The sequence below is a fragment of the Kosakonia sp. PSU_27 genome (assembly GCF_039409795.1).
Lineage (GTDB): Bacteria > Pseudomonadota > Gammaproteobacteria > Enterobacterales > Enterobacteriaceae > Kosakonia.
In genome coordinates this window covers 516,095-542,223 of sequence record NZ_JBCIVK010000005.1, presented here as the reverse complement: position 1 = coordinate 542,223, position 26,129 = coordinate 516,095, and the positions used below count along the sequence as shown (strand labels likewise).

28 protein-coding genes, 1 other RNA gene and 1 pseudogene are annotated in these 26,129 nt (G+C 54.4%); 12 read left to right on the top strand and 18 right to left on the bottom strand.

Features of this window, described 5'->3' with window-relative positions; translation table 11 throughout:
• The first annotated feature begins 9 nt into the window (after positions 1 to 9).
• Positions 10 to 873 (top strand): 16S rRNA (cytidine(1402)-2'-O)-methyltransferase, encoded by an 864-nt coding sequence (gene rsmI, locus AAIG26_RS15585; protein WP_045513193.1) that lies wholly within the window; start codon positions 10 to 12, stop codon positions 871 to 873.
• Positions 874 to 946: 73 nt separating this feature from the next.
• Here rsmI and garD read toward each other — a convergent pair whose 3' ends face one another.
• Positions 947 to 2,518, bottom strand: coding sequence for a galactarate dehydratase (gene garD, locus AAIG26_RS15580; protein WP_343180917.1), 1,572 nt, complete (start codon positions 2,516 to 2,518; stop codon positions 947 to 949).
• A gap of 421 nt (positions 2,519 to 2,939) precedes the next feature.
• Here garD and AAIG26_RS15575 point away from each other — a divergent pair, with 421 nt between their 5' ends.
• From AAIG26_RS15575 to rnpB, 5 genes are all read left to right on the top strand, one after another.
• Positions 2,940 to 4,274, top strand: coding sequence for an MFS transporter (locus AAIG26_RS15575; RefSeq protein ID WP_020455395.1), 1,335 nt, complete (start codon positions 2,940 to 2,942; stop codon positions 4,272 to 4,274).
• Between the two features lie 25 nt (positions 4,275 to 4,299).
• The gene (gene garL / locus AAIG26_RS15570) at positions 4,300 to 5,070 is read left to right on the top strand and encodes a 2-dehydro-3-deoxyglucarate aldolase (RefSeq protein ID WP_020455394.1); all 771 of its coding nucleotides are present in this window, start codon (positions 4,300 to 4,302) and stop codon (positions 5,068 to 5,070) included.
• A 31-nt stretch (positions 5,071 to 5,101) separates the two neighbouring features.
• A complete protein-coding gene (gene garR / locus AAIG26_RS15565) occupies positions 5,102 to 5,992 on the top strand; it encodes a 2-hydroxy-3-oxopropionate reductase (protein WP_020455393.1) in 891 nt (296 codons plus the stop codon).
• Between the two features lie 103 nt (positions 5,993 to 6,095).
• Positions 6,096 to 7,241, top strand: coding sequence for a glycerate 2-kinase (garK, locus tag AAIG26_RS15560; RefSeq protein ID WP_020455392.1), 1,146 nt, complete (start codon positions 6,096 to 6,098; stop codon positions 7,239 to 7,241).
• 32 nt (positions 7,242 to 7,273) lie between these two features.
• Positions 7,274 to 7,652, top strand: an RNA gene (gene rnpB, locus AAIG26_RS15555) — RNase P RNA component class A.
• Between the two features lie 90 nt (positions 7,653 to 7,742).
• Here the strand turns inward: rnpB and AAIG26_RS15550 are convergent.
• Positions 7,743 to 8,294, bottom strand: coding sequence for a hypothetical protein (locus tag AAIG26_RS15550; RefSeq protein WP_343180916.1), 552 nt, complete (start codon positions 8,292 to 8,294; stop codon positions 7,743 to 7,745).
• On the opposite strand from AAIG26_RS15550, the gene AAIG26_RS15545 reads away from it, so the two are divergent.
• Positions 8,293 to 9,045 (top strand): glutamine amidotransferase, encoded by a 753-nt coding sequence (locus tag AAIG26_RS15545; RefSeq protein WP_343180915.1) that lies wholly within the window; start codon positions 8,293 to 8,295, stop codon positions 9,043 to 9,045. The two genes, AAIG26_RS15550 and AAIG26_RS15545, sit on opposite strands and share 2 nt — an antisense overlap.
• Here the strand turns inward: AAIG26_RS15545 and AAIG26_RS15540 are convergent.
• A complete protein-coding gene (locus AAIG26_RS15540; RefSeq protein WP_343180914.1) occupies positions 9,025 to 9,417 on the bottom strand; it encodes a nuclear transport factor 2 family protein in 393 nt (130 codons plus the stop codon). The genes AAIG26_RS15545 and AAIG26_RS15540 overlap by 21 nt on opposite strands.
• 91 nt (positions 9,418 to 9,508) lie before the next feature.
• Here AAIG26_RS15540 and AAIG26_RS15535 point away from each other — a divergent pair, with 91 nt between their 5' ends.
• Positions 9,509 to 10,228 carry an AraC family transcriptional regulator gene (locus tag AAIG26_RS15535; protein WP_343180913.1) on the top strand — a complete coding sequence of 240 codons (720 nt, stop codon included), beginning with the start codon at positions 9,509 to 9,511 and terminating at the stop codon, positions 10,226 to 10,228.
• 67 nt (positions 10,229 to 10,295) lie between these two features.
• Here AAIG26_RS15535 and yhaL read toward each other — a convergent pair.
• Positions 10,296 to 10,382 (bottom strand): annotated as a pseudogene (gene yhaL, locus AAIG26_RS15530) (protein YhaL); the annotation flags it as partial.
• A gap of 95 nt (positions 10,383 to 10,477) precedes the next feature.
• Positions 10,478 to 11,179 carry a pirin family protein gene (locus tag AAIG26_RS15525; RefSeq protein WP_020455386.1) on the bottom strand — a complete coding sequence of 234 codons (702 nt, stop codon included), beginning with the start codon at positions 11,177 to 11,179 and terminating at the stop codon, positions 10,478 to 10,480.
• A 105-nt stretch (positions 11,180 to 11,284) separates the two neighbouring features.
• Here AAIG26_RS15525 and AAIG26_RS15520 point away from each other — a divergent pair, with 105 nt between their 5' ends.
• Positions 11,285 to 12,181 (top strand): LysR family transcriptional regulator, encoded by an 897-nt coding sequence (locus tag AAIG26_RS15520; protein WP_020455385.1) that lies wholly within the window; start codon positions 11,285 to 11,287, stop codon positions 12,179 to 12,181.
• A 32-nt stretch (positions 12,182 to 12,213) separates the two neighbouring features.
• Here AAIG26_RS15520 and AAIG26_RS15515 read toward each other — a convergent pair whose 3' ends face one another.
• From AAIG26_RS15515 to AAIG26_RS15465, 11 genes are all read right to left on the bottom strand, one after another.
• Positions 12,214 to 12,561, bottom strand: a complete 348-nt coding sequence (locus AAIG26_RS15515; RefSeq protein WP_045513183.1) for a DUF805 domain-containing protein — start codon at positions 12,559 to 12,561, stop codon at positions 12,214 to 12,216.
• A gap of 124 nt (positions 12,562 to 12,685) precedes the next feature.
• The gene (locus tag AAIG26_RS15510; protein ID WP_045513181.1) at positions 12,686 to 13,672 is read right to left on the bottom strand and encodes a glutathione S-transferase family protein; all 987 of its coding nucleotides are present in this window, start codon (positions 13,670 to 13,672) and stop codon (positions 12,686 to 12,688) included.
• Positions 13,673 to 13,747: 75 nt separating this feature from the next.
• Positions 13,748 to 14,140 carry a DoxX family protein gene (locus AAIG26_RS15505; RefSeq protein WP_020455382.1) on the bottom strand — a complete coding sequence of 131 codons (393 nt, stop codon included), beginning with the start codon at positions 14,138 to 14,140 and terminating at the stop codon, positions 13,748 to 13,750.
• Positions 14,141 to 14,358: 218 nt separating this feature from the next.
• Entirely contained in the window at positions 14,359 to 14,649 is a 291-nt protein-coding gene (locus AAIG26_RS15500) for a YqjK-like family protein (protein WP_343180912.1), read from the bottom strand.
• Positions 14,646 to 15,041: a phage holin family protein gene (locus AAIG26_RS15495; RefSeq protein WP_017457400.1), complete on the bottom strand. Its 396-nt coding sequence runs from the start codon at positions 15,039 to 15,041 to the stop codon at positions 14,646 to 14,648. The genes AAIG26_RS15500 and AAIG26_RS15495 overlap by 4 nt, the downstream gene beginning before the upstream one ends.
• A 1-nt stretch (position 15,042) precedes the next feature.
• Positions 15,043 to 15,345 (bottom strand): YqjD family protein, encoded by a 303-nt coding sequence (locus tag AAIG26_RS15490; protein ID WP_020455381.1) that lies wholly within the window; start codon positions 15,343 to 15,345, stop codon positions 15,043 to 15,045.
• 38 nt (positions 15,346 to 15,383) lie between these two features.
• Positions 15,384 to 15,752: a DUF1090 domain-containing protein gene (locus tag AAIG26_RS15485; RefSeq protein WP_044489740.1), complete on the bottom strand. Its 369-nt coding sequence runs from the start codon at positions 15,750 to 15,752 to the stop codon at positions 15,384 to 15,386.
• Positions 15,753 to 15,900: 148 nt separating this feature from the next.
• Positions 15,901 to 16,287 carry an EnvZ/OmpR regulon moderator MzrA gene (gene mzrA, locus AAIG26_RS15480; protein WP_020455379.1) on the bottom strand — a complete coding sequence of 129 codons (387 nt, stop codon included), beginning with the start codon at positions 16,285 to 16,287 and terminating at the stop codon, positions 15,901 to 15,903.
• Between the two features lie 4 nt (positions 16,288 to 16,291).
• Complete coding sequence (gene yqjA / locus AAIG26_RS15475) at positions 16,292 to 16,954, bottom strand: DedA family general envelope maintenance protein YqjA (protein ID WP_017457404.1); 663 nt, start codon at positions 16,952 to 16,954, stop codon at positions 16,292 to 16,294.
• Between the two features lie 326 nt (positions 16,955 to 17,280).
• The gene (gene exuR / locus AAIG26_RS15470) at positions 17,281 to 18,057 is read right to left on the bottom strand and encodes a transcriptional regulator ExuR (RefSeq protein WP_020455378.1); all 777 of its coding nucleotides are present in this window, start codon (positions 18,055 to 18,057) and stop codon (positions 17,281 to 17,283) included.
• Positions 18,058 to 18,180: 123 nt separating this feature from the next.
• Positions 18,181 to 19,482 (bottom strand): MFS transporter, encoded by a 1,302-nt coding sequence (locus tag AAIG26_RS15465; RefSeq protein ID WP_020455377.1) that lies wholly within the window; start codon positions 19,480 to 19,482, stop codon positions 18,181 to 18,183.
• 465 nt (positions 19,483 to 19,947) lie between these two features.
• Here AAIG26_RS15465 and uxaC point away from each other — a divergent pair, with 465 nt between their 5' ends.
• From uxaC to AAIG26_RS15450, 3 genes are all read left to right on the top strand, one after another.
• Entirely contained in the window at positions 19,948 to 21,360 is a 1,413-nt protein-coding gene (gene uxaC / locus AAIG26_RS15460) for a glucuronate isomerase (protein WP_020455376.1), read from the top strand.
• Between the two features lie 17 nt (positions 21,361 to 21,377).
• Entirely contained in the window at positions 21,378 to 22,865 is a 1,488-nt protein-coding gene (locus AAIG26_RS15455; RefSeq protein WP_020455375.1) for an altronate dehydratase family protein, read from the top strand.
• Between the two features lie 184 nt (positions 22,866 to 23,049).
• On the top strand, positions 23,050 to 23,601 hold the full coding sequence (locus AAIG26_RS15450; RefSeq protein ID WP_343180911.1) for a YgjV family protein: 552 nt from the start codon (positions 23,050 to 23,052) through the stop codon (positions 23,599 to 23,601).
• 15 nt (positions 23,602 to 23,616) lie between these two features.
• On the opposite strand, the gene sstT is transcribed toward AAIG26_RS15450, so the two are convergent.
• Both sstT and AAIG26_RS15440 read right to left on the bottom strand, forming a co-directional pair.
• Positions 23,617 to 24,861 carry a serine/threonine transporter SstT gene (gene sstT / locus AAIG26_RS15445; protein ID WP_160268577.1) on the bottom strand — a complete coding sequence of 415 codons (1,245 nt, stop codon included), beginning with the start codon at positions 24,859 to 24,861 and terminating at the stop codon, positions 23,617 to 23,619.
• 240 nt (positions 24,862 to 25,101) lie between these two features.
• A complete protein-coding gene (locus AAIG26_RS15440) occupies positions 25,102 to 26,067 on the bottom strand; it encodes a TerC family protein (RefSeq protein ID WP_343180910.1) in 966 nt (321 codons plus the stop codon).
• Positions 26,068 to 26,129: the final 62 nt, after the last annotated feature.

The window sequence follows — 26,129 nt, the reverse complement described above, 5'->3', positions numbered from 1 at the left end:
GATGAAACAATGAAACAACACGAATCGGCGGAGAATTCTCAAGGTCAGCTCTATATTGTACCTACTCCTATCGGGAATTTGGCTGATATTACGCAGCGCGCGCTTAACGTGTTACAAGCCGTTGATTTAATTGCCGCTGAAGATACCCGCCACACCGGTTTACTGCTCCAGCACTTCGCCATTAATGCCCGTTTGTTTGCGCTGCACGACCATAATGAGCAGCAAAAAGCCGAAACGCTGGTGGCGAAATTAAAAGAGGGGCAGAACATTGCGCTGGTTTCCGACGCCGGAACGCCGCTGATTAACGATCCGGGCTACCATCTGGTGCGTACCTGCCGCGAGGCCGGTATCCGCGTGGTGCCGTTGCCGGGGCCGTGTGCGGCCATCGCCGCGTTAAGCGCCGCCGGGCTGCCATCGGATCGTTTCTGTTACGAAGGTTTTCTGCCCGCCAAATCGAAAGGGCGTCGCGATACGCTCAAAGGGCTGGAAACCGAAAGCCGTACGCTCATTTTTTATGAATCCACTCACCGTCTGCTGGAAAGCCTGGAAGATATGGTCGCCGTATGGGGGGAATCCCGCTATGTGGTACTGGCGCGCGAGCTGACCAAAACCTGGGAAACCATTCACGGGGCGCCGGTGGGCGAGCTGCTGGCATGGGTTAAAGAGGATGAGAACCGCCGCAAAGGCGAGATGGTACTGATCGTCGAAGGGCACAAGGCGCAGGAAGATGAGTTACCCGCCGATGCGTTACGCACGCTGGTGTTACTGCAAACCGAGCTGCCGCTGAAAAAAGCGGCCGCGCTGGCGGCGGAAATCCACGGCGTGAAGAAAAACGCGTTGTATAAATACGCGCTGGAACAGCAGAACGGCTGAGCGACAAACCGAACGAAAAAAAAGCATGGCCTGCGCCATGCTTAAAAAGTGAGGTTTACTTTTCTTATAAAAATCAGGTCACCGGAGCCGGGTTAAACACCGCCAGTTGGTTGTGCAGGCCCCATTGATCCGAGAAGGTTTTCTTACGGCCGCTGGCGACATCCAGGATGAAGTGGAACAGTTTCCAGCCCACATCTTCAATCGTCTCTTCGCCCGTGGCGATCGTCCCGGCGTTGATATCCATTAAGTCATACCAGCGGTTCGCCAGCTCGGTACGTGTTGCCATCTTAATCACCGGCACCGCAACCAGGCCGTAAGGCGTACCGCGACCGGTGGTAAAGACCTGTACGGTAATCCCGGAAGAGACCTGCTGCGTACCGCAGACGAAGTCGCTCGCCGGCGTTGCTGCGTAAATCAGGCCGCGTTTGGTCGGGCGTTGGCCGGGAGAGAGCACTTCAGAAATGGCGCTCTTACCGGATTTCGCAATTGACCCCAGCGCTTTCTCGACCACGTTCGCCAGGCCGCCTTTTTTGTTCCCCGGAGAGGGGTTGGCGCTGCGGTCGGTTTTGCCCATATCGAGATAGTTATCGTACCAGGCCATCTCTTCCAGCAGACGTTTGCCCACTTCTTCGTTAATGGCGCGCGGGGTCAGTAAGTGGATCGCGTCGCGCACTTCGGTCACTTCCGAGAACATTACCGTGCCGCCGCAGCGAATAATCAGGTCAGATGCAAAGCCAACCGCCGGGTTAGCGGTAACGCCGGAGAACGCATCGCTGCCGCCGCACTGCATGCCGACAACCAGTTCGGAGGCCGGGCAGGTTTCACGTTTGCGCTGATTCAGCTTCACCAGGTGGCGTTCAGCCACCTGCAGAATGTCGTCCACCATTGAGCGGAAACCCACGTGATGCTCATCCTGCAAACGCACAATGCTGGCGCTGTCGACCGCAATGGCCTGCACATCTTCAGTGCCCTGCAGCAGACGTTCCGGCTGTAATTTTTCGCAACCGAGACCAATCACCATCACTTCACCGCCAAAGTTCGGGTTCAGCGCGAGGTTATGGATAGTACGAATGGGGATCACCGCAGCCGGTGCGTTAATCGCCACGCCGCAGCCATAGAGATGGTTCAGACCGACGACGCCGTCCACATTCGGGTACTTCGGCAGCAGATCGCGTTCGATAATCTTCACGACATAATCGACAACGCCCGCCACGCAATGCACGCTGGTGGTGATGCCCAGCAGATTTTTAGTGCCGACGCTGCCGTCCGCATTGCGGTAGCCTTCAAAGGTGTAACCTTCCAGCGGCGGCAGCGGCTCAGGGACTTTGGTCGCCAGCGGCAGCGTATTCAGCGGCGGCGCTTTTGGTAGTTCAACGGTGGATTCATCAATCCAGCTACCGCGTGCAATGTCGCGTACAGCGTAACCAATCACTTCGCCGTAACGCACAATCTCACCGTGATGGGGAATATCCACCAGTGCCACTTTATGGCCTTGCGGAATATGCTCAATCAGCTCAAGTCCATCCGGAAAACGGGTTCCCGCTTTTAAGCCATTGTCATTAACGATGATCGCGACATTATCCGTGTCGTGTACCTTAATATAAAACGCCCCTGGCGGTTGCTGTCTAATTTCAATGTCGGACATTGTTAAGTAATCTCCAGCTAACTGTACGATGCATTACTCAATAAAAAGAGGAACCATTCTTTATTCTGTAATTAATATCAGAAATAAAAATCTCATTTGCTGAAATAAGGATGTCAGGAGTTTAAATAATAAAATGTGATCTGCATCACTTATTATTGTGATCTCCCGTCTGGTGCGGCTGTCTATTGCAAGAACTGTGCATTAGCGCCCAGGCGTATGTGCATATGCTCAAATTATTCTTTTTGAGCAAGGTTAAAATTGAGCAACCCTCCAGTGTGTGACATGATGACGCTGATTATACTGAGCGCTAATAAAATCGACGTGCCAATTATCTGATATAAGTTCGGGTGCTTAAATTAAATCAGATAAGAAACATCACAATAATTATATTTTAAATTTGGCGGTGCCCAAGGAAATTAAAATGACTGTTGAACATGCCGTTGAAACAAAACGGGGCTTACCAACCCGTTATTTAATTTTGCTGATTATATTTATTGTTACTGCTGTTAACTATGCAGACCGCGCTACGCTGTCCATTGCCGGGACAGAGGTTGCGAAAGAGCTGCAACTTGATTCTGTCTCAATGGGCTACATTTTTTCTGCATTCGGTTGGGCTTACCTGCTGATGCAAATCCCTGGCGGTTGGTTGCTTGACCGCTTCGGTTCGAAAAAGGTTTACACCTGGAGTCTGTTTTTCTGGTCGCTCTTCACTTTCTTGCAGGGTTTTGTTGATGTTTTCCCGATCGCCTGGGCCGGGATTTCGATGTTTTTCATGCGTTTTATGCTCGGCTTCTCAGAAGCGCCATCATTTCCGGCGAACGCCCGCATCGTTGCGGCCTGGTTCCCGGCAAAAGAGCGCGGTACAGCTTCTGCGATTTTTAACTCTGCGCAGTATTTCTCTCTGGCGCTGTTCTCACCGCTGCTGGGCTGGCTGACTTTCGCCTGGGGCTGGGAGCATGTGTTTACCGTGATGGGCGCGATCGGTTTTGTGCTGACCTTCGCCTGGGTGAAATTTGTCCACAACCCAACTGACCACCCTCGTATGTCCCGCGAAGAGCTGGAGTACATCGCGCAGAATGGCGCGGTCGTGGATATGGACCACAAAAAAACGGACGACAGTAAAAACGCCGGTCCTAAAATGGATTACATCAAGCAACTGCTGTGCAACCGTATGATGCTTGGCGTGTTTTTTGGTCAGTACTTCCTTAATACCATTACCTGGTTCTTCCTGACCTGGTTCCCGATTTATCTGGTGCAGGAAAAAGGCATGTCGATTCTCAAAGTCGGGTTTGTTGCCTCCATTCCGGCGCTGTGCGGTTTTGCCGGTGGCGTGCTCGGCGGATTTTTCTCTGATTACCTGATTAAGCGCGGTTCCTCGCTGACCGTGGCACGTAAATTCCCTATCGTGGTCGGGATGTTACTGGCTTCAAGCATCATTCTGTGTAACTACACCGATAACACCGCACTGGTTATTGCCCTGATGGCGCTCGCATTCTTTGGTAAAGGCTTTGGCGCGCTGGGCTGGCCGGTTATTTCTGATGTCGCGCCGAAAGAGATTGTCGGTCTGTGCGGTGGCGTCTTCAACGTGTTCGGTAATGTGGCCTCTATCGTGACGCCGCTGGTTATCGGATACATGGTTAAAGAGTTGCATTCTTTCAACGGTGCGTTGGTGTTCGTAGGCTGTTCAGCGCTGATGATGATGGTCTGCTACCTGTTCGTGGTTGGCGACATCAAACGTATGGAACTGAAGAAATAAGCAACAACTCATTAAGGTACAAAAGATGAATAACGATATCTTCCCCAACAAATTCAAGGCCGCGCTGGCGGCGCAACAGATTCAAATCGGTTGTTGGTCTGCGCTGGGTAGTCATATCAGCACTGAAGTTCTGGGCCTGGCGGGTTTTGACTGGCTGTTACTGGACGGCGAACACGCCCCAAACGACGTGCTCACTTTTGTACCGCAATTAATGGCATTAAAGGGCAGCGTTAGCGCGCCGGTGGTGCGGGTTCCGACCAACGATCCGGTGATTATCAAACGCCTGCTGGATATCGGTTTCTATAACTTCCTGATCCCGTTTGTCGAAACCGAAGAAGAAGCGGTAAACGCCGTGGCAGCGACCCGCTATCCGCCGGAAGGCATTCGCGGTGTCTCTGTTTCGCACCGCGCCAATATGTTCGGCACCGTGCCGGATTACTTCCGCCAGTCCAACGCCAATATCACGATTCTGGTGCAGATCGAAAGCCAGGCGGGGGTGGATAACCTCGATGCCATTCTGGCAACCGACGGCGTAGACGGCGTGTTTGTTGGCCCGAGCGATCTGGCCGCCACGCTGGGTTACATCGGCAATGCCGCGCACCCGGAAGTACAGCGCACCATTCAACACATTTTTGCGCGCGCCAAAGCGCACAACAAACCGAGCGGCATTCTGGCGCCGGTTGAAGCCGACGCACGCCGCTACCTCGAATGGGGCGCGACCGTGGTGGCCGTTGGCAGCGACCTTGGCGTGTTCCGCTCAGCCACGCAGAAGCTGGCCGACACCTTTAAGAAATAATCAAACCACCATTAAAGAGAGAGACGCAATTATGACGATGAAAGTTGGTTTCATTGGCCTGGGTATCATGGGTAAACCAATGAGTAAAAACCTCATTAAAGCCGGTTACTCACTGGTGGTCGTGGATCGTAACCAGGACGCCGTGGCTGAAGTGATTGCCGCAGGCGCTGAAGCCGTAACCAGCGCGAAAGCCGTTGCTGAGCAGTGCGATGTGATTATCACCATGCTGCCGAACTCCCCGCACGTAAAAGAAGTGGCGCTGGGCGAAGGCGGCATCATCGAAGGCGCGAAGCCTGGTACTGTGCTTATCGACATGAGCTCCATCGCACCGCTGGCCAGCCGTGAAATCAGCGAGGCGCTGAAAGCGAAAGGCATTGACATGCTGGACGCGCCGGTCAGCGGCGGCGAGCCGAAAGCCATCGACGGCACGCTGTCGGTGATGGTGGGCGGGGACAAAGCGATTTTCGACAAATATTACGATCTGCTGAAAGCGATGGCGGGTTCTGTGGTGCACACCGGTGATATCGGCGCGGGCAACGTGACCAAACTGGCGAACCAGGTGATCGTGGCGTTGAATATTGCCGCGATGTCTGAAGCGCTGACGCTGGCGACTAAAGCGGGCGTTAACCCGGATCTGGTCTACCAGGCGATTCGTGGCGGGCTGGCGGGCAGCACCGTGCTGGACGCGAAAGCGCCGATGGTGATGGATCGCAACTTCAAACCGGGCTTCCGTATTGATCTGCATATCAAAGATCTCTCCAACGCGCTGGATACTTCGCACGGCGTTGGCGCGCAGTTGCCGCTGACAGCCGCAGTGATGGAGATGATGCAGGCGCTGCGTGCAGACGGTCTGGGCAATGCCGACCACAGCGCGCTGGCATGCTATTACGAGAAACTGGCGAAGATCGAAGTGACTCGTTAATCAAAAGGGCGCGGCGCTGCGCCCTTGACTCCTTATTTATCCACCTCTTCAGGCCGTTGTTGGCCTGAAGGGTGAAGTGCGCAGCACTATCAGGCTCACAACTATGAAAATCGTAATCGCCCCAGACTCTTACAAAGAAAGCCTTTCAGCTACTGAAGTAGCGCAGGCGATAGAAAAAGGATTTCGGGAGATTTTCCCGGATGCTCAATATGTTTCCGTTCCGGTTGCGGATGGTGGCGAAGGTACGGTTGAAGCCATGATTGCCGCCACGAATGGCACAGTGCATACCGCGCGCGTCACTGGACCGCTGGGTAAACATGTTGAAGCCTGCTGGGGGATGTCGGGCGACGGAAAAACCGCGTTTATTGAAATGGCGGCGGCGAGCGGGCTGGCGCTGGTTCCACCTGAATTACGTAACCCTTTGATTACCACTTCGCGCGGCACCGGGGAACTTATTTTGCACGCGCTGGAACAGGGGGCGACCACTATTATTATCGGCATTGGCGGTAGCGCAACTAACGACGGCGGCGCGGGTATGGTGCAGGCGCTGGGCGCGAAACTGACCGATGCTAACGGGACGGAAATCGGCTACGGCGGCGGTAGCCTGATAAGCCTGAACGGCATTGATATTTCCGGGCTCGATCCGCGTTTGCAGCACTGTACGCTGCGTGTCGCCTGCGATGTCACTAACCCTTTGATCGGCGAGCAGGGCGCATCACGCATTTTTGGCCCGCAAAAAGGGGCGACGGAAGCGTTGATTGTCGAGCTGGATCGCAACCTGAGTCATTTCGCCGATGTTATTAAAAAATCGCTGCGCGTTGATGTGAAAAACGTGCCGGGCTCCGGCGCAGCAGGCGGGATGGGCGCGGCATTGATGGCTTTTCTCGGCGCGGAATTGCGCAGCGGCATTGAGATCGTGACGCAGGCGCTCAATCTTGAAGAGCATATTCACGATTGCACACTGGTAGTGACCGGCGAAGGGCGCATCGACAGCCAGAGTATCCACGGCAAAGTGCCGGTGGGCGTGGCGCATGTCGCCAAAAAATACCACAAGCCGGTGATCGGTATCGCCGGGAGTTTGACCAGCGACGTGGGCGTGGTTCACCAGTACGGCATTGACGCTGTATTTAGCGTGCTGACCAGCATCGGTACGCTGGAAGAGGCGTTTCGTGGCGCGTTTGACAATATTTATCGCGCATCGCGCAATATTGCCGCCACCTTGCAAGTGGGAATGTTGACGGAAGGGTGACAGGCGCAAGCAAACCCTCTATACTGCGCGCCGAAGCTGACCAGACAGTCGCCGCTTCGTCGTCGTCCTCTTCGGGGGAGACGGGCGGAGGGGAGGAAAGTCCGGGCTCCATAGGGCAGGGTGCCAGGTAACGCCTGGGAGGCGCAAGCCTACGACCAGTGCAACAGAGAGCAAACCGCCGATGGCCCACGCAAGTGGGATCAGGTAAGGGTGAAAGGGTGCGGTAAGAGCGCACCGCGCGTCTGGCAACAGTTCGCGGCACGGTAAACTCCACCCGGAGCAAGGCCAAATAGGGGTTCACAAGGTACGGCCCGTACTGAACCCGGGTAGGCTGCTTGAGCCAGTGAGCGATTGCTGGCCTAGATGAATGACTGTCCACGACAGAACCCGGCTTATCGGTCAGTTTCGACTATTAATAAAACCCCGCTTCGGCGGGGTTTTTGCTTTCTGGCGGCTAAAGCTGAATGGCTGTCCACTTCGTTTTCTATGGAAGAACGCGGCTTACCGGCCAGTTTCGACTATTGATAAAACCCCGCTTCGGCGGGGTTTTTGCTTTCTGGCGGCTAAAGCTGAATGACTGTCCGCTCCGTTTTCGATGAAAGAACGCGGCTGACTGGTCAGTTTCGACTGTTCAGATAAGAACCCGCTTCGGCGGGATTTTTGCTTTCTGGCGGCTAAAGCGGAATGACTGTCCACTCCGCTTTCGATGAAAGAACGCGGCTTACCGGTCAGTGTCGACTGTTCAGGTAAGAACCCGCTTCGGCGGGATTTTTGCTTTCTGGCGGCTAAAGCTGAATGACTGTCCACTCCGCTTTCGATGAAAGAACGCGGCTGACTGGTCAGTTTCGACTGTGCAGGTAAGATCCCGCTTCGGTGGGGGGTTGCTTTTTTGATAGAGGTAGTTTGCAGGCTTTTTGCTGTTGCGCGCGCCGTACCGTTAAGCACCGGCACTTCTAACCTTATAAATAAATATCCCGTCGGAAGGCTGTCGAAAAGCGCTAACATGTTCTTAAACGGTTTTGAAACTAGCATCGCGGGAGTCGCTGCCGTCATGGAACAAAAATCATTGATCATTATTCAGATGGGGGATGCCCCGAAGCCTTTACGTGACGCCCACGGGGATGTTGCGCATTGGTTTTGCCGGGCTATCGGGTGTGCTCCTGAAGAGGTGGACGTGGTTCGCGTTTTTGAAGGCGAAACGCTGCCAGCCCCGGATGCGCGCCGGGCAGCGATCATTACCGGTTCATGGGCGATGGTTTCCGACAGGCTGCCGTGGAGCGAGAAGACCGCAGAATGGATCCGCGAAGCCATTGCGGTTGAGATGCCGCTCTTTGGCGTTTGCTATGGTCATCAACTGATGTCCTGGGCCCTGGGCGGGAATGTTGAATACCATCCGCAGGGCCGTGAAGCGGGGACAAAAACCGTTTATTTGAACGCCTCGGCGCACAACGATCCGCTACTCAGCCACCTGTCTGAAAGTTTCCCTGCGCACCTGACGCACCGGCAAACGGTAACGCGGCTGCCTGAAGGCGCATCGGTGCTGGCCTCTTCCGCCCATGATAATCATCAGATCGTTCGCTACGGGCCACGGGCCATTTCGGTGCAGTTCCACCCGGAAATGACTCCGGAAATCGCGACCGATCTGCTGCGTTTGAACCGTGCGCATATCGAAAAAGAGGGCACCGATGCCGACAGCTTAGTCGCCAGCGTGCTGCCCGCACCGGGCGCGGCGGAGATCCTGCGCCGTTTCGTGCAGGAAGTGACCGAGCGCAACAAGACGCAATTATCTAACGCTGCCCAGTGAACGGTCTTGCGCCGTGCCACGCACCAGCCGGGTTAACTCCTCGCAGCGGGTGATTAGCCCGTTCTCCAGCGTGAAATGCGCAAACACGTCAATGTGCGCCTGAGAGCCATCTTTCTTACTCACCGCCACAAGATGGTGCGTCAATACGTCATTGTTTTGCCCGGCAATGGCGACCACCGTCACGTCAATGGCGTGCGTCAGATGTTTGAGCTTCGCCATATGTGCGACAAATCCCGTGAAATCAAGCGACTGCCCGTCGACAACTTGTTGATAATCCGGCGAGAAGAATTGGCGAATTTCCGCTTCGTTATGGTCAGGGTGGCAAACAACGCGTTGTAAAGCCAGGGTGATATGTTGGGTGATGTCCATCATAGTTATCCTCATTTGAGCCTGTTGGAGAGGATATCGCTACACCGCGTTGGTATATTAACCGTATCAGGACATCAAATACGGTTTATCAGCCATGTTGATCGTACAAAAGCAGCGACTCACGCATCAAAACAAGCACACCACCGCGTGGCACCAGCATGCCAGCGGGCAGCTGTTTTGCATTCAGCGGGGGATGATGATTGTGAAAACGGAGCAGGCGCAATGGGCGCTAACGCCCGCCACTGTCGGCTGGTTTCCTGCACAGATGCGCCACTGCGCCTGGAGCGTGGGCGAGGTAGAAGGACATAGCCTGCAACTCAACCATGATGATGCCCCCGCTTTCGCGGGAGTGTGGCCTGCCGATCCGTTTATGATGTTGTTGATGGAACGCATAACGCAGTGCGACCCGTCTCGCCAGGCATCGCTTCTGGCGGTGATGATGGATGAGATTCGCGTAGCACCAGGCGCCCCGTTGCAGTTAACCCTGCCGCAGGATCGTCGGGCGAAACGGGTGGCTGAACTGCTGTTGTCGGAGCCACACCATGCGGCAAATCAGGCGCAACTGGCTAAGCTCTTTGGCTTGAGCGTCAGAACATTAAGCCGCTTGTTCAGCGAACAAACCGGGCTGAGTTTTAGCCAGTGGCGGCAGCAGGCAAAAGTCCTGGCATCGATGGCGCATTTGCTGCGCGGGGTGTCGGTAAGTGAGACGGCAGAACGCTGCGGGTACGATAATGTCAGTGCTTTTATCGCCGCATTTAAGCTGCGCTTTGGCAGCACGCCGGGGCAATTTCAGGCACGAAACCGGGCGTGCTAAGTTCGCGAAGAACGACAATAGGGTTCAGTAGAGATTTGCCCCGGTCTGATGCGCCGGGGCTTATGGGTCAGGCGGTGGCTTCTTCTTCCGCCAGTCGGACAACGGCTTCTGCGACGATTGCTTCCAGCTCTGTCAGCATCTCTTCATAACCGAATCCAGCCAGGGCGGGGAGTGGGGTTTGCTGTGTAGGGTCTGTCATAAAATTCATTGTGCTGCTCATTTCATTTACTCACTTACGTAACGCAACTATCACACGGGTAAATCTATCAGCAAAGCGCGCAACGGCGTATCCGCAACCAGGGTTATGTTAGCCTCGTCACGAATAAACGCACCGTCACCACAGGTGAGCGCTTCTTTTGCTTCGCAATGTGTCACGGCGTGTACCGTACCGTGAATCGATTGCAAATAGGCGCGCGGGCCATGCAGTTGAATCTGTAACTCTTCGCCTTTGGCAAGCTCGATATGATGCAGCCACACTTGCTGGCGGAGCTGCAAACTTCCCTGGCTGCCATCGGGGGAAGCCAGCAGTTGCTGCGCCACATCGGCAATGGTCATTTTTTGCACCGGCGGGTTTTCACGCTCGGGGCAGGCATCCAGCCATAACTGCATGCGCGTTAACGATTTGTCTTTGCTCAGGTTATGTTCGCTGTAGCTGATGCCGGGCTGGGTGGCAATTAACAACGCTTCACCGGCTTTCGCCTGGACATGGTTGCCCTCGCTGTCGCGATACTCCGCTTCGCCTTCCAGAATCAGATTTAAAATATCCACTTTCGGGTAGGTGCGTGGCTGGAACGATGCGCCAGGGGCGAGCACTTCCTGGTTCAACACACGCAGGGAGGCATAGCCCAGTAATTTCGGGTCGAAGTAATGTCCAAAAGAAAAAGTGTAGCGGGCCTGAAGCCAGCCGAAGTCAGCTTGTCCGCATTGTTTCGCAGTACGGGTAGTAATCATAATTGTCGACCTCTCTTTACTTAAAACAATGTTAAAGGTATGGACGCTGCATTGTTAGCCAGATATTCTGCCCGGTATGTTCAAATTTCCTGAATGAGAACACTCATGGCCAAAGAAAGGGCGCTGACGCTCGAAGCGTTACGCGTGATGGATGCGATTGACCGGCGTGGAAGCTTTGCCGCGGCGGCGGATGAGTTGGGACGCGTGCCTTCTGCGCTCAGCTATACCATGCAAAAACTTGAAGAAGAGCTGGATGTCGTGCTGTTTGACCGCTCCGGGCACCGAACAAAATTCACCAATGTCGGGCGAATGCTGCTGGAGCGCGGTCGCGTATTGCTGGAAGCCGCCGATAAACTGACAACCGACGCAGAAGCGCTGGCGCGCGGCTGGGAAACGCATCTGACGCTGGTCACTGAAGCGCTGGTGCCGACGGTCGAGCTGTTTCCGCTGGTCGACCGGCTGGCGGCAAAAGCCAATACGCAGTTATCGATCATTACTGAAGTGCTGGCCGGGGCGTGGGAGCGGCTGGAGCAGGGGCGTGCCGATATTGTCGTCGCTCCGGATATGCATTTTCGCTCCTCGTCGGAAATCAACTCACGCAAGCTCTACTCGGTGATGAACGTCTACGTTGCTGCGCCGGATCATCCGATCCACCAGGAAGCGGAACCGCTCTCGGAAGTGACGCGCGTCAAATACCGCGGTGTGGCCGTTGCCGATACCGCCCGCGAGCGTCCGGTGCTGACGGTACAGCTTTTGGATAAGCAGCCAAGGCTGACGGTGAGTACCATCGAGGATAAACGCCAGGCGCTGCTGTCCGGCCTGGGCGTGGCGACGATGCCTTATCCACTGGTGGAACAGGATATCGCCGAAGGTCGCTTACGTGTTGTGAGCCCGGAATATACCAGCCAGGTAGATATTATTATGGCCTGGCGTCGCGACAGTATGGGCGAAGCGAAAGCCTGGTGTCTGCGGGAAATTCCCAAGCTGTTTGCCGGTAAATAAGTCATTGCTCCACATTGGTGGAGCAATGCCATTCAGGGGAACGCTTTCGGTACGGGGCCAAAGGGGTTTTCTACCGGCGTGCCGCGCTGGCTGTAAAACGCCAGCAGCATCAACCAGCCAATCACCGGAAACAGCAGCAGCAACAGCCAGCGCCAGCTCCGGTTGGTATCATGCAGGCGGCGTACCTGAACCGCCAGGTTTGGCACCAGCACCAGCAGGGCGTAAATCTGGCTTAACAGGTGCCAGCCGATGATCCTGTCGACCACATACAGCACGCCAAAGAGGATAAGGTTGACCAGTGTGAACATCCAGAATTCGCGGCGGTGCGCGCGTCCATGAAATGTCGCGTAGTTGCTCAGTACCCTAAAATACCAGTCCATTTCCCACCTCGATCAACGGTCAATCCGTTGTTTTCTCAACGATCCCTGTAAGAATAGACGGCAAAAATACAAAGCGAAAACCCGGCGAGAAATAATTTGGGCGCGATGAAACGCGCCCGGAAGATCAGGAGAAACGCAGGTCGCGTCCGTGTGGCTCATCCAGATCCTGCCACGGCCCGATAGAGATAATTCCGGTCGGGTTAATGGTTTTGTGGCTGCGGTAATAGTGGTTGCGGATATGGGCGAAATCGACCGTTTCCGCAACGCCCGGCATCTGATAAATGTCGCGCAGAAAGCCGTGCAGATTCAGATAGTCGCTGATGCGGTGCTTATCGCATTTGAAGTGAGTGACATAGACCGGATCGAAACGCACCAGCGTTGTCCACAGGCGGATATCCGCTTCCGTAAGCCGGTCACCGGTCAGGTAACGATGCTGTCCGAGGATCTGCTCAAGGCGTTCCAGCGCATTGAAAACATTGACCACCGCTTCGTCATACGCCTGCTGGCTGGTGGCGAAACCGGCTTTATAGACACCGTTATTCACGTTGTCGTAGATCCAGCCATTCAATTCATCGATCTGGTCGCGTAATTCTGGCGGGTAGTAATCGCCCGCTTTTGCGCCCAGACCGTCAAAAGCGGTATTGAACATGCGGATGATTTCCGCCGATTCATTGCTGACAATCGTGTGATTCTTTTTATCCCACAGCACAGGCACCGTGACGCGCCCGGTGTAGTGCGGGTCGGCGTGCAGGTAGAGCTGATAAAGGAATTCGTGTTGATACAGCGTGTCGCCAGTTGCCGCCGGAAAGTCATCGTCAAATGTCCAGCCGTTCTCCAGCATCAACGGGTTGACCACGGAAACAGAGATAAACGGCTCAAGGCCTTTGAGTTTACGCAGGATCAGCGTGCGATGCGCCCACGGGCAGGCGAGTGAAACATATAAGTGGTAGCGGTCTTTCTCGGCGGCAAAGCCACCTTCGCCAGAAGGACCTGGTGCGCCATCTGCGGTAAGCCAGTTGCGAAATGCGGATACCGAGCGCTGGAAACGTCCGCCGGTGGATTTGGTGTCATACCAGTTGTCGTGCCAGACGCCGTCAATCAGTTGTCCCATTTTGTCTCCTCCTTCTGAATAGCAAAAGCGAGGAGTGGTCTCCTCGCTTTGATCTCTTCACTCAGTATAGAGCGCTTACCATTTTTTATTCAGGACGCGGTCGATACTGATGGCGCCCGGACCAGTAATACCCAGCAGCAGGTAACCGCCAGCGATGGTCAGGTTTTTCATGAACATCAGCGAGTTCACGCCTTCTGCAAAGTTGCTGTGGAAGATGAATGCGGTCAGCAGCGTAAAACCTGCGGTGAACAGCGCTGTGGTACGGGTCAGGAAGCCGAACAGGATCGCCAGACCGCCGCCAAACTCAAGAAGAATGGTCAGTGGCAGGAAGAACCCCGGCACGCCCATCGCTTCCATATATTGCTGAGTGCCTGCATAACCGGTGATTTTGCCCCAGCCTGCCGTAATAAACAGAATCGGCATCAGGATACGAGCAACCAGGAAACCAACATCTTCTAATTTTTTCATCTTTCTCTCCAGGGAACCACAATAGCGGCTTTCAGTAAAAGGTCTGCAATTACGGGCGTGTGCCGCGTGCTTGCTGTCGATGGAGAGGATAGTAATCGTGACGGGAAAAGATTGTTAGCAAGGAAAACTGTCGAATTTTTTCAAAAAAACTGAGCAAGCACCAAAGCAAACGGGCGATGGATAACCATCGCCCGCGTAAGCCGTGCTGTGATTGTGTTTCAGTGCGTTGCGTTGAGCGTTGACTTGACCAGCCGCCATAAGCTCCATGCGCCTAAACCGCGTTTAGCCCAGCGCACAAGCATATTGGGGTGGCGCACGGACCATATCGCCATCGCGCTGCTGCCCACCAGAGCCCAGGAGCGCAAGCTGAGCAGCGTATTCCAGCCTCGATCGTAGGCTCCTGTGGCCTCCAGCCACTCACGGCGGCCGGTGGTGAGATCCAGGCGTTGTTGTTGGATCTCACTGAGCAAACGTGCTTTGCGCTTCAGACGTTCCGCTTTGCCGCTCACTTATCCTCCTCCAGCAAGGCACGGTCGTTTGCCAGCTCCTGGCGAGTATGACGCAGCAGCGTCGAGGCCCGCGCTTTACGCAATGTCCAGATGCCGCCTATCAACGCCAGCACCAGCAACACGACGGTGGTTGCAATCATCGCGTTGAGGCGATATTGCGGATCGATGGCCCAGATAATCAGCACCATCAGACTCATCAGGCCAAATGCGGCGAAAAGCATGGTTAGCCCTACCATAAGCAGCAGCTGGAATAAGTTCGCTTTCTCTTCTTCCAGCTCGACAACCGCCAGCCGCAGGCGGGTCTCAACCATTTCAACAAGAATGGTCACAATGCGTTGACCAATCCCCAGTACGCTTTTGCCCGGCCCTTGCGCGTTTCGCAAATCCGTCATCTTAGCGACGCGACAGCAGTACGCCCAGCACCACACCGACGGCGGCGCCGATACCTACGCTGGCCCACGGGTTGTCACGCACATACTCATCGGTACGCGCCGCCGCTTCACGGGTTTGGCGGGCGAGCGCATCGCCGGTTTCGCCCAAACGGTGACGGCTGTCGCGCAGCGCCTGTTCCGCTTTGGTGCGTAATTTACTCAGCTCTTCTTTCGACTTATCACTGGAATTGCTCAGCACTTCTTCCAGCGTATCCGCCAGGGATTTCAACTCTGCGCGCAAATTGTCAGCATTATCTTTCGACATAATTCTCTCCAGGTGAGTGAGTGGTTATTTCCATTAAATCAGTAGTCACGCGCTTCCAGGGCTTTCAGTTCGGCCTGCGCCTCTTTCAGCTTGTGCTCGCGTTTGCTTATTTTCTCCGCATCGCCTTTTTGCTTTGCCTCATTTAGATCGTGGCGGCGCCCGGCTACTTCTTCTTTCATCTCAGCGATTTTTTTCTGATGGGCGGCGCGCAGCTTGCTGTCAGAGCAATTGGCTCGTACTTCTCGCAGCGCCTTGTTCAGGCCGTTAATTCGGCTCTGATTGTTATGCTTTTCGGCATAGCTGATTTCACGCTGGATCTCATGTTCCTTTTCCTGACAGGGCGAAGCCGCCTGGGAAAATGCGCTCAGCGAAAAAAGGGCCAGCGCCAGTGCGATGCGGTTTTTCATAATCGAGAACCTTCCATTGTTGGCCAGCGAAACGATGGTTACGCCAGCGTCCAGTGACATAAAGCGAACTCTGGTTCCGTGTACTCAAGCATAGTAAGTAAACGGCCAAACACCAAAGTGAGTGAAAAGATTCAGAATCCTGGAAAGGTTAACCGAATCGATGTGTGCTGTTGCGCAGGCGGGTCAGCCACGCGGAAGTTTGGCTGTTATCATCGTCCTGAGCGGCAATGATGTAACCATGAGGTAAGGTGCGATCGAGCACGATTTTCGCCGCCGCGCTCTGCTCACTGGATTCGAATTTAATTAACAGCGTGTCGTCCTGCGGCGTAATACTTTTAAAATGAATGCCGTTGGCATCCAGATGGTGCCAGACAGAGAAACCATCCGGCACGCTGACATTTTGCGTGAGCGGGCGAATCGCCAGCGTTGATTCACGGTTTTGCAGCGTCGTCCAGGCGAAAAACATCACGCTGAAAACGGTCATCGCCGCGACACCCATCAGTAACCAGCGTAAAAAGGGACGTTGCAATTCCATGGTCTTAACCCCGATTGCGGTATTTTTTCTTCCACAGCACCACCAGTGAGCCGGCAAGGCCAATCACCAGCAATACTACCGGAAGCAACATCAGGCAGGACATCAGCGCATCTTCGTATTTACGAAACACCGGCGTCTTGCCCAGCAGATAACCCAGCGTGGTCAGTATCAGCACCCACAGCAGGCCGCTCATCCAGTTGAAAAACTGGAAGCGGGCATTACTCAGACCAGAAAGTCCGGCAATAGTTGGTAACAGGGTGCGAACAAATGCAATAAAACGACCAATCAACAGGGCAGAAAGGCCATGTTTGTGGAAAAGATGGTGCGCGCGCTGGTGATAATGTGCGGGAAGATGCGATAACCAGTTTTGCACGATGCGCGTATTACCCAGCCAGCGTCCCTGAATGTAACTGAGCCAGCACCCCAGGCTTGCCGCCACTGTCAGTAATAAAATGGTTTGTGGGTATCCAAGCGCGCCTTTTGCAATCAGTACGCCAATCAGTACCAGCAGGCTATCGCCAGGAAGAAACGCTGCCGGAAGCAGGCCGTTTTCAAGAAATAAAATGACAAATAAAACAAAATAAAGCATGCCGATCATACCGGGCTGCGAGAGTGTCGCGAAATCCTGGCTCCAGAGGGCATGGAGTAATTGGCTTAAAAGTTCCATTCAGTATTCCTGGTACATCGGTTTACGTCACGCCCAGAACAGCACGGCGATTATCTTTAATACATTATGGTCGCTCGTGGCACACTCGATACGGCATATTCAGGTAACAGACGTTGTGAGCAAGCACTAACTTATATGATGACAAATGCATCCAATTGTAACAAATGCCGACGTTATGAGTCAGTCAGAAAAATGAGTTTCGGTGATGATTTTGCTTGTCGCGGCAGGGGGAGGCGAGGCTATTTACAAAGGCTGACACTCTAGACGGTTTACTTACCTTAAAACCGGGCAGGCGCAGCGTAAGTGTGCGCCTTACAGGACATTTTTTATTTGCTGCCGGTTGCGGCGGTATCGAGATGCACCACCGGGTTTTCCGCAAACAAATAGCGATCGGCGTTGAACTCGAAATCATCGCTGGTTTCGTTAAACAGCATCTGTTTGGTGTTTTCCAGATGTTGCCACATCGCCAGTTTCGCCGCGTGCGGGTCTTTGCGAATCAGCGCGCGCAGGATCTGGTCATGATCATCACACCAGTTATCCACGGTGCGTAAGTCGATGTGATCGTGAAGTTTTTTCCAGTATGGGTTATGAACACGCTGTGTCCACATTTTCTCGACGATGGCCGCCAGCGCCGTGTTTTGTGTGGCCAGCGCAACCTGCACATGGAACTGCAAATCCCACTCAGAATCGCGGAAACACTTCTCTTTACGCGCGTTATCCTGAATTTCCATCAGCTTCATAATGTCCTGTTTCGTCACCTGGGTGGCGGCGAATTCAGCAATATTACTTTCGATAAGCTGACGAGCCTGCAGCAGCTCAAACGGGCCGTAATTGGCGAACTCAAGGTTTTCATCCGGCGCCTGGGTGTGGCGTGCCACGTTGGAGATCACATGAATGCCGGAGCCTTTGCGAACTTCAACATACCCTTCTACTTCAAGCATGATAATGGCTTCACGAACCACGGTCCGGCTGACGCTTTTCTCATCGGCGATAAAGCGCTCGGCGGGCAGTTTGTCTCCCACCAGATAGACGCCTTGCTCAATACGGCTTTTAAGCTCCGCGGCAAGCTGCTGGTACAAACGTCGTGACTCGGAGATTTCCATATGTGAGCTCCAGGAAAAAGAAGGGTAATAATAGATTTGTTATACCACTTTTACTGCTTTCTCACCATCGCAGATAGTAAAAAAGCCGCACCAGGCGGCTTTTTTAAGTATCAAAATTGAGGTTTAACTTTGTGCTGCCGGGCCACCAAGCGAATGCTCTTTCACCACCTCTTCGGCTGATTTGTTTTTCAGCACCGTCCAGATAACCACGGCACCCATCAGGTCGAACAGAGCCAGCACAGCGAACAGCGGGCTAAAGCCGATGGTATCCGCCAGCGCACCAACTACCAGGGCAAACAGGGTACTTGCTGTCCACGCCGCCATACCGGTCAGACCGTTCGCGGTTGCCACTTCGTTACGACCGAATACGTCAGAAGAGAGTGTAATCAGCGCACCGGACAGAGACTGGTGAGCAAAACCACCAATACACAGCAGGCCGATTGCCACATACGGGCTGGTGAACAGGCCGATCATGCCAGGGCCAATCATCAGTACCGCACCCATGGTCACTACCATTTTACGGGAAACAATCAGGTTCACACCGAAGACACGCTGGAACAGCGGCGGCAGGTAACCACCGACGATGCAACCCAGGTCAGCGAACAGCATCGGCATCCAGGCGAACATGGCGATTTCTTTCAGGTTAAAACCGTAAACCTTGAACATGAACAGCGGGATCCAGGCGTTAAACGTACCCCAGGCTGGTTCTGCCAGGAAACGCGGCAGCGCGATGCCCCAGAACTGACGGGTGCCCAGAATCTGCCAGACGGACATTTTTTTGCCGTTGTTGGTCTGGTGTTGTGCTTCCTGACCGCCAATGATGTACTCGCGTTCTTCTTCGCTCAGTTTTTTCTGATCGCGCGGGTGTTTATAGAAAACCAGCCAGGCCATCGCCCAGGCAAAGCTCAGCACACCAGAGATGATGAAGGCCATTTCCCAGCTGTGCATCACGATTGCCCACACTACCAGCGGCGGCGCAATCATCGCACCAATAGAAGAACCGACGTTGAAGTAACCCACCGCGATAGAACGTTCTTTCGCCGGGAACCATTCGGACGCCGCTTTCAGACCTGCCGGGATCATCGCTGCTTCAGCGGCACCCACCGCGCCACGCGCCAGTGCCAGACCACCCCAGCTGCCTGCCAGCGCAGTCGCGCCGCAGAATACCGCCCAGGTAATCGCAAAGAAGGCATAACCAATTTTGGTGCCCAGAACGTCCAGTACGTAGCCTGCAACAGGCTGCATAACAGTATAAGCCGCGGAATAAGCCGCAATGATGTAAGAGTATTGCTGAGTAGAAATGTGCAGCTCTTCCATCAAGGTTGGAGCGGCAGCCGCTACGGTGTTACGTGTCAGGTAGCCCAGCACGGTGCCGACCGTCACCAGTGCTATCATGTACCAACGTAATCCTTTGATTTTACGCATGTAAACCTCATCGTTATGTTATTACCGCCTGCGCGGCCATCCTTCGATCGCGTCCGGAGGATGAAACGGGGAGGACGTACCCGGGAGAACTCCCGGTACGGCCCAAACCTTGCCATAAGTAAGCGTGTTTAAGTCGGTATCCGTACCCAAAAAATCCGATTAACTTTTTATCGGGAATGCATTCCGTCGGCTTATGTGTTCGACGGCAGGAAAGATAACTTGTCATACAACTTGAAAAGGTGAGTGACATCACAAAAGTGTTTTTCTTTGTGTGGTCTTTAACTTTGCCGGGATAAGCCAGAAACGGCGCGGGTTAGCGGGATATTCAGGCGCCTGGATTGTCAGTTTTTGTCTGCTTTTATTGATCCAACTCACGAAAATATCTTCGGTCTATAGAAATTGGTGTGATAACTTTGTCAGCATTAAAGGTAAGCATCAGACGCACTCGTTTAGAGGAAGACGATAATGACCCCGTTTATGACCGAAGATTTTCTGTTAGATACCGAATTTGCTCGCCGTCTGTACCACGACTACGCAAAAGACCAGCCGATTTTTGACTACCATTGCCACTTGCCGCCGCAACAGATCGCTGACAACTACCGCTTTAAAAACCTGTATGACATCTGGTTAAAAGGTGATCACTACAAATGGCGCGCCATGCGTACCAACGGCGTACCTGAGCGCCTGTGTACCGGTGACGCCTCCGATCGTGAGAAGTTTGACGCCTGGGCCGCAACCGTGCCGCACACCATTGGTAACCCGTTATACCACTGGACGCATCTGGAACTGCGTCGTCCATTTGGTATTACAGGTAAGGTGTTGTCGCCATCTACCGCCGACGAAATCTGGAATCGGGGTAATGAACTGCTGGCGCAGGATAAGTTCTCCGCGCGCGGCATCATGCAGCAGATGAACGTGAAAATGGTGGGTACCACCGACGATCCGATTGACTCGCTGGAACACCACGCTTCGATCGCCAAAGATGGCACCTTCCATATCAAAGTGCTGCCGAGCTGGCGCCCGGACAAAGCGTTCAACATTGAACAAGCCACTTTCAACGATTACATGGCGAAGCTGGGCGAAGTCTCTGATACCGACATTCGTCGTTTTGCCGATCTGCAGACGGCGCTGAGCAAACGCCTGGATCACTTCGCGGCGCATGGCTGTAAAGTTTCTGACCATGCGCTGGACGTGGTGCTCTTCGCTGAAGCCAGCGAAGCCGAACTGGATAGCATCCTGGCGCGTCGCCTGGCGGGTGAGACGCTCGGCGAAAAAGAAGTCGCACAGTTCAAAACGGCGGTGCTGGTCTGGCTGGGTGCGGAATACGCCCGTCGCGGTTGGGTGCAGCAGTACCACATTGGCGCGCTGCGTAATAACAACCTGCGTCAGTTCAAACTGCTGGGGCCAGACGTCGGTTTCGACTCCATCAACGACCGTCCGCTGGCGGAAGAGCTCTCCAGACTGCTGAGCAAGCAGAATGAAGAGAACCTGCTGCCGAAAACCATTCTGTACTGCCTGAACCCGCGCGATAACGAAGTGCTCGGCACCATGATCGGCAACTTCCAGGGCGAAGGTATGCCAGGCAAAATGCAGTTCGGTTCCGGCTGGTGGTTTAACGACCAGAAAGATGGCATGGAACGTCAGATGACGCAGCTGGCGCAACTGGGTCTGCTGAGCCGCTTTGTCGGCATGCTGACCGACAGCCGCAGTTTCCTCTCTTACACCCGCCACGAATATTTCCGTCGCATCCTGTGCCAGATGATTGGCCGCTGGGTCGAAGCGGGCGAAGCCCCGGCGGATATCCAGCTGCTGGGCGAAATGGTGAAAAACATCTGCTTTAACAATGCGCGTGATTACTTCGCGATTGAACTGAACTAAGGCCGTTTGAGGTTGATATGCAATACATCAAGATCCATTCACTGGATAACGTTGCGGTAGCACTGGCGGATCTCGCTGAAGGCGCGGAAGTCGTTATCGACAACCAAACCGTTCGGCTGCGCCAGGCGGTGGTTCGCGGGCATAAGTTTGCCCTGCAACCCATCGCCAAAGGTGAAAATGTTGTCAAGTATGGTCTGCCAATTGGTCATGCGACAGCAGATATCGCGTCGGGCGAATACATCCATTCCCATAATGCCCGTACCAATCTGAGCGATGTGGACGAGTATAGCTATCAACCTGATTTTCAGGAGGAAGGCGCACAGGCGGCGGATCGTGACATTCAGATCTACCGCCGCGCTAACGGCGAAGTCGGGATCCGCAACGAGTTGTGGATCCTGCCGACGGTCGGCTGTGTGAACGGCATTGCCCGTCAGATCCAGAGCCGTTTCCTGAAAGAGACGCAGGACGCCGAAGATATCGACGGCGTTTACCTGTTCAGCCACACCTACGGTTGTTCCCAACTGGGTGACGACCACATTAACACCCGCACTATGTTGCAAAATATGGTGCGTCACCCGAACGCGGGTGCGGTGCTGGTGATTGGTCTGGGCTGTGAAAACAACCAGGTCGACGCCTTCCGTCAGACGCTCGGTGAATTCGATCCGGAACGCGTCCACTTTATGGTCTGCCAACACCAGGATGACGAAGTGGAAGCCGGTCTTGAGCATTTGCATGAGCTTTATCAGGCGATGCGCAACGACAAGCGTGAACCGGGCAAACTGAGCGAGCTGAAATTCGGCCTTGAGTGCGGCGGTTCTGATGGCCTTTCTGGCATCACCGCCAATCCAATGCTGGGCCGTTTCTCGGACTACGTAATCGGCAACGGTGGCACTACCGTGTTAACCGAAGTACCGGAGATGTTCGGTGCGGAACGTATCCTGATGAGCCACTGCCGCGACGAAAGTACCTTCGAGAAGACCGTCACCATGGTCAACGACTTCAAACAATACTTTATCGCGCATAATCAGCCGATTTACGAAAACCCATCGCCGGGTAATAAAGCGGGCGGTATCACTACACTGGAAGAGAAATCACTGGGCTGCACGCAAAAAGCGGGTGCCAGCCAGGTGGTGGACGTGCTGCGTTACGGTGAGCGTCTGAAAACCCACGGTCTGAACCTGCTGAGCGCACCGGGTAACGATGCGGTTGCTACCAGCGCGCTGGCCGGGGCAGGCTGCCATATGGTGCTGTTCAGTACCGGTCGCGGTACGCCATACGGCGGTTTTGTTCCGACGGTGAAAATTGCTACCAACAGCGAACTGGCGGCGAAGAAGAAACACTGGATCGACTTCGATGCCGGTCAGCTGATTCACGGCAAAGCGATGCCGCAACTGCTGAGCGAGTTCGTGGATGTGATCGTCGATATCGCCAACGGCAAAAAGACCTGTAACGAGAAAAACGATTTCCGCGAACTGGCTATCTTCAAAAGCGGCGTAACGCTTTAATTTAGCTTTATCTTTCGCGCCATGACTGTGTTGGCTGCGCTCATTCACCCCGGTCACTTACTTGTGTAAGCTCCCGGGGATTTGTGAGCTTGCCGCCTTGCCCTGGCGCGAAATTTTTGGGTCAGGCCTGCTCGCAGGCTTTCAGTGATGTGTCGCCTTCCCCAAAATCCTACAAGGAATTTCCATGACCACGTATTGGCTTGCCCAGGGCGTTGGTGTGATTGCTTTTCTGATTGGTATTACCACGTTTATCAACCGTGATGAACGGCGCTTCAAAAAGCAACTCTCAGTCTATAGCGCCATTATCGGCGTACATTTCTTTCTGATGGGCGCGTTCCCGGCGGGCTCCAGCGCCATGCTTAACGCCATCCGCACCCTGATTACTCTGCGTACCCGTAGCCTGTGGGCCATGGCACTGTTTATTGTGCTTACCGGCGGGTTAGGGCTGGCGAAATTTCACCATCCCATGGAGTTGTTACCGGTTGCCGGGACGATCGTCAGCACCTGGGCGCTGTTTCGTTTTAAAGGCTTGCCGATGCGCTGCGTGATTTGGTGCTCAACCGGCTGCTGGGTGATCCACAACATCTGGCTCGGATCGATTGGCGGTTCGCTGATCGAAGGCAGCTTTTTAGTGATGAATGGCCTGAACATTATTCGCTTCTGGCGCATGCAAAAACGCGGTATCGACCCGTTTAAAGTCGAAACCGCGCGGCAAGAGAAACCAGCTGCCCGGTGAAGGCAGCCAAAAAGATCAGTTACGCAGGGCGTTATTCACCAGGCGCTCATCTTCCGCCTGGCACACCGCTGCGGTAAACAGCACATCGGTGGAGGAGTTAAGCGCCGTTTCGCAGGAATCCTGCAAGACGCCAATAATAAAGCCGACTGCCACCACCTGCATGGCCACATCGTTGGAAATACCAAACATATTACAGGCCAGCGGGATCAGCAGCAGGGAACCGCCCGCCACGCCAGACGCGCCACAAGCACAGAGCGATGCCACCACGCTCAGCAGCAGCGCCGTTGGCACATCAACCGTAATGCCCAGCGTATGCACTGCCGCCAGTGCCAGCACGGTAATGGTGATTGCCGCGCCCGCCATGTTAATGGTGGCACCCAGCGGGATAGAAACCGAATAGGTATCGCGGTCAAGATTCAGCTTCTCACACAGCGCCATGTTCACGGGAATATTCGCCGCTGAGCTGCGGGTGAAAAAGGCGGTGACGCCGCTTTCACGCAGGCAGGTAAAGACCAGCGGGAACGGGTTGCGGCGGATTTTCCAGTACACCAGCAGCGGGTTAACCACCAGCGCGACAAACGCCATGCAGCCCACCAGCACCACCAGCAGTTGCGCGTAACCTAACAGCGCGCCAAAACCGGATGTCGCAAGGGTAGAAGAGACAAGGCCGAAAATGCCGATCGGCGCGAAGCGGATAACGATCCGCACCATAAAGGTGACGGCGCCTGCCATATCCTGCACCAGATTTTTGGTGCTCTCATTGCTGTGGCGCAACGCAAAGCCCAGCCCGACAGCCCACACCAGAATGCCGATGTAGTTCGCGTTCATGATTGCCGTCACCGGATTGGCGATCATGCTGGTCAGTAAACCGCGCAGCACTTCCACAATGCCGGATGGCGGCGTGACATCATTGGCGCCCGGCACAAGCTGGAGCGTCGAAGGGAAGAGAAAGCTGGCCAGCACGGCGGTCAGCGCGGCAGTGAACGTGCCTAACAGATACAGCACCAGCACCGGACGCAGACGCGTCTTTTGCCCTTGTTGATGACCAGCGATGGAGGCCATCACCAGCATCAGCACCAGTACTGGTGCCACCGCTTTTAACGCGCTGACGAACAGCGTACCCAGAATGCCGGTCGCAATAGCGGCGGGCGTCGAAATCCACGCCAGTAAAATACCCAGAATTAAACCAATAAGAATCTGTTTCACCAGGCTGCCATCAATCAAGCGTTGCAGTAACCCGGTGGAGCGGTGCGTTGTCATGCCATGTTCCTTTCGTGTTGTGGAGTTGCATCCCGCATGCCTTTTTGGGTGACATTTGTCAGGATGTAACATTTGCTTGCAGAAAGGAGTATATGGACTCTGCGGCAACAAGAAAGGGGAGAAGAGTAACTTTTCCAGCCAGGCGCGGCTTTTTGATTTTTTGTGTTAACGTTTTGTGATAAAGGCGACAAGGCTGATGAAATGGCCGCTCTGCGCACTGGCAGAGCGGTCATTTACTGCTTACGCACTGTTTTTCTTGTCGTGCTGGTGGTTAACCCACGCGTTGAGCAGCATGGTCAGCACGAGGATGCCGCCTACCACGCCAAGCGAGACGGCGATCGGAATATGGAAGAAATCGACAATCAGCATCTTGATGCCGATAAACACCAGAATGACCGACAAACCATATTTGAGCATTGAGAAGCGCTCCGCCACGCCCGCCAGCAGGAAGTACATCGCACGCAGGCCCAGAATCGCAAACAGGTTTGAGGTCAGCACGATAAACGGATCGGTGGTCACGGCAAAAATAGCCGGGATACTGTCGACCGCAAAAATCACATCGCTCAATTCGACCAGAATCAGCACCAGCAATAATGGCGTCGCGAACAGCAGGCCATTTTTGCGCACGAAAAAGTGCTCATTTTCGATGGTATCGGTCATGCGTAAATGGCTGCGCAGCCAGCGCACCAGCGGCTTGTCGCCGATGCCGGTTTCATCCTCTTTCGCCAGCGCCATTTTCACGCCGGTAAACAGCAGGAACGCGCCAAAAACATACAACAGCCACGAGAACTGGGTGATAAGCCAGCTGCCAGCGAAAATCATAATCGTGCGCAGCACAATCGCGCCGAGCACGCCGTAAACCAGCACCCGGCGCTGCAACGCGGCAGGCACGGAGAAGTAGCTAAACAGCATCAGCCAGACGAAGACGTTATCGACCGCCAGCGCTTTTTCAATCAGATAACCGGTGAGGAACGCCAGCGCCTGCGTGTCGGCAACAGCGCGTCCTTCGGTTTGCGTGAGATACCACCAGAAGGCGGCGTTGAACAGCAGGGAGAGGCTGACCCAAACCACAGACCAGGCGGCCGCCTGCTTCATGGTCATCGTATGGACGCCGCGACGCCCCTGAAGCAGAAGGTCGACGGCCAGCATAATCACGACCACAATCGCGAAGCCGCCCCATAACATCGGTGTACCGACAGTATTCATTGTGTGAATCCTTACCTAAAAACAAAAACGGCTAACGTCGGAAGAGGTTAGCCGTTTGCTTT

What these genes read in the sequence shown, in the direction of transcription:
- AAIG26_RS15490 (WP_020455381.1), bottom strand. Translation starts at nt 15,345, where the DNA reads ATGTCGAAAGATAATGCTGACAATTTGCGCGCAGAGTTGAAATCCCTG.
- AAIG26_RS15455 (WP_020455375.1), top strand. Translation starts at nt 21,378, where the DNA reads ATGCAATACATCAAGATCCATTCACTGGATAACGTTGCGGTAGCACTG.
- AAIG26_RS15505 (WP_020455382.1), bottom strand. Translation starts at nt 14,140, where the DNA reads ATGAAAAAATTAGAAGATGTTGGTTTCCTGGTTGCTCGTATCCTGATG.
- AAIG26_RS15545 (WP_343180915.1), top strand. Translation starts at nt 8,293, where the DNA reads ATGGAACAAAAATCATTGATCATTATTCAGATGGGGGATGCCCCGAAG.
- AAIG26_RS15465 (WP_020455377.1), bottom strand. Translation starts at nt 19,482, where the DNA reads ATGCGTAAAATCAAAGGATTACGTTGGTACATGATAGCACTGGTGACG.
- AAIG26_RS15495 (WP_017457400.1), bottom strand. Translation starts at nt 15,041, where the DNA reads ATGACGGATTTGCGAAACGCGCAAGGGCCGGGCAAAAGCGTACTGGGG.
- AAIG26_RS15450 (WP_343180911.1), top strand. Translation starts at nt 23,050, where the DNA reads ATGACCACGTATTGGCTTGCCCAGGGCGTTGGTGTGATTGCTTTTCTG.
- AAIG26_RS15440 (WP_343180910.1), bottom strand. Translation starts at nt 26,067, where the DNA reads ATGAATACTGTCGGTACACCGATGTTATGGGGCGGCTTCGCGATTGTG.
- AAIG26_RS15575 (WP_020455395.1), top strand. Translation starts at nt 2,940, where the DNA reads ATGACTGTTGAACATGCCGTTGAAACAAAACGGGGCTTACCAACCCGT.
- mzrA (WP_020455379.1), bottom strand. Translation starts at nt 16,287, where the DNA reads ATGGAATTGCAACGTCCCTTTTTACGCTGGTTACTGATGGGTGTCGCG.
- AAIG26_RS15525 (WP_020455386.1), bottom strand. Translation starts at nt 11,179, where the DNA reads ATGATTACTACCCGTACTGCGAAACAATGCGGACAAGCTGACTTCGGC.
- garR (WP_020455393.1), top strand. Translation starts at nt 5,102, where the DNA reads ATGACGATGAAAGTTGGTTTCATTGGCCTGGGTATCATGGGTAAACCA.
- AAIG26_RS15510 (WP_045513181.1), bottom strand. Translation starts at nt 13,672, where the DNA reads ATGGGACAACTGATTGACGGCGTCTGGCACGACAACTGGTATGACACC.
- garL (WP_020455394.1), top strand. Translation starts at nt 4,300, where the DNA reads ATGAATAACGATATCTTCCCCAACAAATTCAAGGCCGCGCTGGCGGCG.
- AAIG26_RS15520 (WP_020455385.1), top strand. Translation starts at nt 11,285, where the DNA reads ATGGCCAAAGAAAGGGCGCTGACGCTCGAAGCGTTACGCGTGATGGAT.
- rsmI (WP_045513193.1), top strand. Translation starts at nt 10, where the DNA reads ATGAAACAACACGAATCGGCGGAGAATTCTCAAGGTCAGCTCTATATT.
- AAIG26_RS15535 (WP_343180913.1), top strand. Translation starts at nt 9,509, where the DNA reads ATGTTGATCGTACAAAAGCAGCGACTCACGCATCAAAACAAGCACACC.
- garK (WP_020455392.1), top strand. Translation starts at nt 6,096, where the DNA reads ATGAAAATCGTAATCGCCCCAGACTCTTACAAAGAAAGCCTTTCAGCT.
- uxaC (WP_020455376.1), top strand. Translation starts at nt 19,948, where the DNA reads ATGACCCCGTTTATGACCGAAGATTTTCTGTTAGATACCGAATTTGCT.
- AAIG26_RS15540 (WP_343180914.1), bottom strand. Translation starts at nt 9,417, where the DNA reads ATGATGGACATCACCCAACATATCACCCTGGCTTTACAACGCGTTGTT.
- exuR (WP_020455378.1), bottom strand. Translation starts at nt 18,057, where the DNA reads ATGGAAATCTCCGAGTCACGACGTTTGTACCAGCAGCTTGCCGCGGAG.
- AAIG26_RS15485 (WP_044489740.1), bottom strand. Translation starts at nt 15,752, where the DNA reads ATGAAAAACCGCATCGCACTGGCGCTGGCCCTTTTTTCGCTGAGCGCA.
- sstT (WP_160268577.1), bottom strand. Translation starts at nt 24,861, where the DNA reads ATGACAACGCACCGCTCCACCGGGTTACTGCAACGCTTGATTGATGGC.
- AAIG26_RS15550 (WP_343180916.1), bottom strand. Translation starts at nt 8,294, where the DNA reads ATGACGGCAGCGACTCCCGCGATGCTAGTTTCAAAACCGTTTAAGAAC.
- yqjA (WP_017457404.1), bottom strand. Translation starts at nt 16,954, where the DNA reads ATGGAACTTTTAAGCCAATTACTCCATGCCCTCTGGAGCCAGGATTTC.
- AAIG26_RS15515 (WP_045513183.1), bottom strand. Translation starts at nt 12,561, where the DNA reads ATGGACTGGTATTTTAGGGTACTGAGCAACTACGCGACATTTCATGGA.
- garD (WP_343180917.1), bottom strand. Translation starts at nt 2,518, where the DNA reads ATGTCCGACATTGAAATTAGACAGCAACCGCCAGGGGCGTTTTATATT.